7 protein-coding genes and 1 pseudogene are annotated in these 4,047 nt (G+C 31.2%); 5 read left to right on the top strand and 3 right to left on the bottom strand.

Annotation, left to right across the window (positions count from 1 at the left end; all coding sequences use genetic code 11):
* Positions 1-623 precede the first annotated feature (623 nt).
* The 5 genes and pseudogenes from ACEW7V_RS01185 (at position 624) to ACEW7V_RS01165 (ending at position 2,462) form a co-directional block, all read left to right on the top strand.
* Positions 624-983 carry an HAD family hydrolase gene (locus ACEW7V_RS01185; protein WP_374695735.1) on the top strand — a complete coding sequence of 120 codons (360 nt, stop codon included), beginning with the start codon at positions 624-626 and terminating at the stop codon, positions 981-983.
* Positions 984-1,246: 263 nt separating this feature from the next.
* Positions 1,247-1,675, top strand: a pseudogene (locus ACEW7V_RS01180) (hypothetical protein).
* A gap of 28 nt (positions 1,676-1,703) precedes the next feature.
* Positions 1,704-1,853: an asparagine synthase-related protein gene (locus ACEW7V_RS01175; protein ID WP_374695617.1), complete on the top strand. Its 150-nt coding sequence runs from the start codon at positions 1,704-1,706 to the stop codon at positions 1,851-1,853.
* Positions 1,831-1,938, top strand: coding sequence for an asparagine synthase-related protein (locus ACEW7V_RS01170; RefSeq protein ID WP_374695734.1), 108 nt, complete (start codon positions 1,831-1,833; stop codon positions 1,936-1,938). Before ACEW7V_RS01175 ends, ACEW7V_RS01170 begins: the two co-directional genes overlap by 23 nt.
* A 116-nt stretch (positions 1,939-2,054) precedes the next feature.
* Positions 2,055-2,462: an asparagine synthase-related protein gene (locus ACEW7V_RS01165; RefSeq protein WP_374695616.1), complete on the top strand. Its 408-nt coding sequence runs from the start codon at positions 2,055-2,057 to the stop codon at positions 2,460-2,462.
* A gap of 115 nt (positions 2,463-2,577) precedes the next feature.
* Here ACEW7V_RS01165 and ACEW7V_RS01160 read toward each other — a convergent pair whose 3' ends face one another.
* The 3 genes from ACEW7V_RS01160 to ACEW7V_RS01150 all read right to left on the bottom strand — a co-directional run bounded on the left by ACEW7V_RS01160 (position 2,578) and on the right by ACEW7V_RS01150 (position 3,659).
* Positions 2,578-2,730: a hypothetical protein gene (locus ACEW7V_RS01160; RefSeq protein ID WP_374695615.1), complete on the bottom strand. Its 153-nt coding sequence runs from the start codon at positions 2,728-2,730 to the stop codon at positions 2,578-2,580.
* Between the two features lie 356 nt (positions 2,731-3,086).
* Positions 3,087-3,155 carry a hypothetical protein gene (locus ACEW7V_RS01155; RefSeq protein WP_374695733.1) on the bottom strand — a complete coding sequence of 23 codons (69 nt, stop codon included), beginning with the start codon at positions 3,153-3,155 and terminating at the stop codon, positions 3,087-3,089.
* Between the two features lie 408 nt (positions 3,156-3,563).
* On the bottom strand, positions 3,564-3,659 hold the full coding sequence (locus tag ACEW7V_RS01150) for a hypothetical protein (RefSeq protein WP_374695614.1): 96 nt from the start codon (positions 3,657-3,659) through the stop codon (positions 3,564-3,566).
* Positions 3,660-4,047: the final 388 nt, after the last annotated feature.

The raw sequence follows: 4,047 nt of genomic DNA, 5'->3' as shown, positions 1-4,047 counted from the left end.
CCAAAAAATTTATTATCAAAAAAGTGATTTTTGGAAATGCTTTTATTTATACCAAAGTTTAAAAGTTTATTTATGACAAAATAAAAATATTTGATTTGTATAATATTTTATGTCATTTATTTTTTCATCATTTTTGCATTAATTAGTTATCTTTTGATTATAATATATCAAGGAATAAAGGAACAAATATGAAAAAACTATTCTTTTTGATATTGAAAATACGACTTTATACAACGGCAAAAAACCAAAAGAAATTCCTTCACAAACCTGAAACTTTTACAAACCCTAGCGCAAAACCCCAATAATATTTTAGGAATTGCTACAGGAATAAGCTACAAAGGTTTAAGCGTTTTAAAAGAACTTACTTCTTTATTTTGGCTTTTGTTGTTCTAAATGGAGCTATTGCCAGAGCCTAAATATCGCCAAAACAGCTTATCCCAGAACTTGTAATTAAACTAAATTGCCAAGCCCAAAAAAAGGAATCATAGTTCTCAATGTATCAGTTTAGAAGAGGCATGCTACAACCCAAACAACAGATCCTTATTCTAAAGTTTGTTTGATAATGTAATGTTGCAAAAAAATCCCATCAAAAGTAATCTTCATTTAGAAAAACCTGTTACAAAATTAATTTATTTCATCCAAATACTCTTGTTGTTGATTTTTTGAAAGATTTTGAACAACTCCACGCTTATTATTGGAAAAATGGTGTTGTAAGTTTAAGTGCCAAACAAGTTAATAAAGCTTATGGTATCCAAGCAATTATGAAAGACCACAAAGACTGCCAATTAATTTGCATGGGAGATGGTTGCAACGATTTTGAAATGCTTCAATTTGCAGATATAGGAATCGTCATGGCAAATACTCATTATGAAACTCTTCACAAAGTTGCCAATTTAACTGCTCCTCACATCGAAAAAACGCTTTATATGATTTTTTTAAAGATTATAATTTATTATGAAGTTGTTTATCAGAAGAAAAAATAAAATGTGTTTTCAATGCGTTTAAAAGGAGAATAAAATGTGTTCAATTTTTGGAATAATAAATATTAAAACCGATCTACAAATATTTGCGTGAACAAAGCTCTTAAACTTTCCAGTTTGATGCGTCATCGAGGAGACCTGATTGGTCAGGAATTTTTGCCTCTCAAAAAGCCATTTTTAGCACACGAAAGACTATTAATTGTAGATGTTAATGCTGGAGCTCAACCACTTTATAATAAAACCAAACCCCTTATTACTTGCAGTAAATGGGAGAAATTTATAACCACCTAGATTTACGCCAACAATACAAAGATAAATACGAATTTCAAACAGAATCAGATTGTGAAGTTATTCTAGCACTATATCAAGAAAAGGTGTTAATTTTTTAGATGAATTAGAAGGAATGTTTGCATTTATTTTATATGATCTTACAAAAAACCTATCTTATAGGACGCGATCATATGGGAATAATTCCACTTTATATGGGATATGACGCTAGCCAAAATTTTTATATAGCTTCTGAAATGAAAGCCTTAATTCCCATTTGCCAAACCCTTTCTTATATTTTTCCTCCAGGAAATTATTTATCTAGTGAATCTGGCAAAATGGTGAAATATTATAAACGCAATTGGATGGATTATCAAAATGTTTACAACAACCAAACCAACACAACCCAATTACGCAATTTTCTTTGAAACATCAGTAAAAAACATTTAATGTCTGATGTTCCTTATGGCGTACTTTTTATCTGGTGGTCTTGACTCTTCTATTATTTCTGGAATCACTAAAAAATTTGCCAAACACCGCATAGAAGAATCAAGTAAAAAAGGGGCTTTGTTTCCTTCACTTCATTCTTTTTGCTGTAGGTCTTAAAGGCGCTCCTGATCTTAAAGCTGCCAAAGAAGTAGCCAATCATTTAGGAACAGTCCATCATGAAATTAATTTTACTATTCAATAAGGCATAGATGCTTTAAAAGATGTTATTTATAACATTGAAACGTATGATATTAAAACTATTCGCGCATCAATTCCTATGTATTTAATGGCTCGCAAAAGTAAAGCTATGGCATCAAAATGGTTTTTTCTGGTGAAGGTGCTGATGAGATTTTTGGAGGTTATCTATATTTTCATAAAGCCCCTATTGCTCAAGAATTCAACAAAGAAACAGTCCGTAAATTAGCTTCATTACATTTATATGATTGTGCACGAGGCAACAAAGCAATGAGTGCTTGGGGAGTAGAGACGCGAGTGCCTTTCTTAGACAAAAACTTTTTAGATGTTGCTATGAGACTTAATCCCAAAGATAAAATGTGTGGCACAAATGGCAAAATAGAAAAACATATTCTACGACAAACATTTGAATCTTATTTACCCAAAAAGATTGTATGGCGCCAAAAAGAACAATTTTCTGATGGAGTAGGTTACAGTTGGATTGGTTTAAAACAACTTTGCCCAAACCAAAATCACAGATACACTAATTAAAAAATGCTTATGTTCAGTTTCTTACAATACTCCTACAAACAAAGAAGGCTAAATGTTTGTCGTAGAGAATATGTTTTTCTATTTTGCCATTGTGCCACACATTTTATCTTTGGGATTAAAATCTCATGGCAGCATCTAAAAAGTTTTGTCTAAGAAGGCACTCGCGTCTCTCCCAAGCACTCATTGCTTTGTTGCCTCGTGCACAATCATATAAATGTAATGAAGCTAATTTACGGACTACTGTTTTCTTTGTTGAATTCTTGAGCATTAGGGGCTTTATGAAAATATAGATAACCTCCAAAGAAATCTCATCAGCACCTTCACCAGAAAAAAACCATTTGATACCACTTAAAAAGCTTTACTTTGCGAGCCATTAAATACATAAAGGTGATGCGCGAATAATTTTAATATCATACGTTTCAATGTTATAAATAACATCTTTTAAAGCATCTATGCCTTATTGAATAGTAAAATTAATTTCATGATGGACTGTTCCTAAATGATTGGCACACTTCTTTGGCAGCTTTAAGATCAGGAGCGCCTTTAAGACTACAGCAAGAATGAAGTGAAGGAAACAAAGCCCCTTTTTTACTTGATTCTTCTATGCGGTGTTTAATAATTTCACTAGTGATTCAGAAATAATAGAAAGTCAAGACCACCAGATAAAAGTACGCCATAAGGAACATCAGACATTAAATGTTTTTACTGATGTTTCAAGAAAATTGCGTAATTGGGTTGTGTTGGTTTGGTTATTGTAAACATTTTGATAATCCATCAATGCGTTTTATATTATTTCACCATTTGCCAGATTCACTAGATAAATAATTTCCTGGAGGAAAAATAGAAAGGAGTTTGGCAAATGGGAATTAAAGGCTTTCATTTCAGAAGCTATATAAAAATTTTAGTTAAGGTCATATCCCATATAAAGTGGAATTATTCCTATGATCGCGTCCTACTCAAGATAGGTTTTTTGTAAGATCATATAAAATAAATGCAAACATTCCTTCTAATTCATCTAAAAAATTAACACCTTTCTTGATATAGTGCTAGAACAACTTCACAATCTGATTCTGTTTGAAATTCGTATTTATCTTTGTATTGTTAGCGTAAATCTAGGTGGTTATAAATTTCTCCATTTACTGCAAGTAATAAGGGTTGGATTTTATTATAAAGTGGTTGAGCTCCAGCATTAAGCATCTACAATTGGCATCTTTCGTGTGCTAAAATAACTTTGAAAGCAAAAAACTCTGACTGTGGAATCCTCGATGACGCATCAAACCTAGAGGATTTAAAACTTATTCGCAACATTTGTAGATCAGTTTTAATATTTATTATTCCAAAATTGAACACATTTTATTCTCCTTTTAAACGCATTGAAAACTACATTTTATTTTTTTCTTCGATAAACCTTCATAATAAATTATAATCTTATAAAAATCATATATTCAATTTTTCGATGTGAGCTGAAGTTAAATTACAGCAACTTTGTGAAAAAATTTCATAATAATTATTTGCCGCTGTTGACTCTATATCACCTTAGGTGACATTTCCAAAGTAAAATATCTCAGTATTAATGTAGATGACA

Source organism: Areca yellow leaf disease phytoplasma (assembly GCF_041920595.1).
The sequence above is the reverse complement of the archived record's forward strand: the minus strand, read 5'-3'. Positions and strand labels throughout refer to the sequence as shown.

Bases quoted from the DNA above. Each gene is read 5' to 3' on its own strand.
- ACEW7V_RS01175 (WP_374695617.1), top strand. From the start codon at position 1,704: ATGTTCCTTATGGCGTACTTTTTATCTGGTGGTCTTGACTCTTCTATT.
- ACEW7V_RS01165 (WP_374695616.1), top strand. From the start codon at position 2,055: ATGGTTTTTTCTGGTGAAGGTGCTGATGAGATTTTTGGAGGTTATCTA.
- ACEW7V_RS01160 (WP_374695615.1), bottom strand. From the start codon at position 2,730: ATGCTCAAGAATTCAACAAAGAAAACAGTAGTCCGTAAATTAGCTTCA.
- ACEW7V_RS01150 (WP_374695614.1), bottom strand. From the start codon at position 3,659: ATGCTTAATGCTGGAGCTCAACCACTTTATAATAAAATCCAACCCTTA.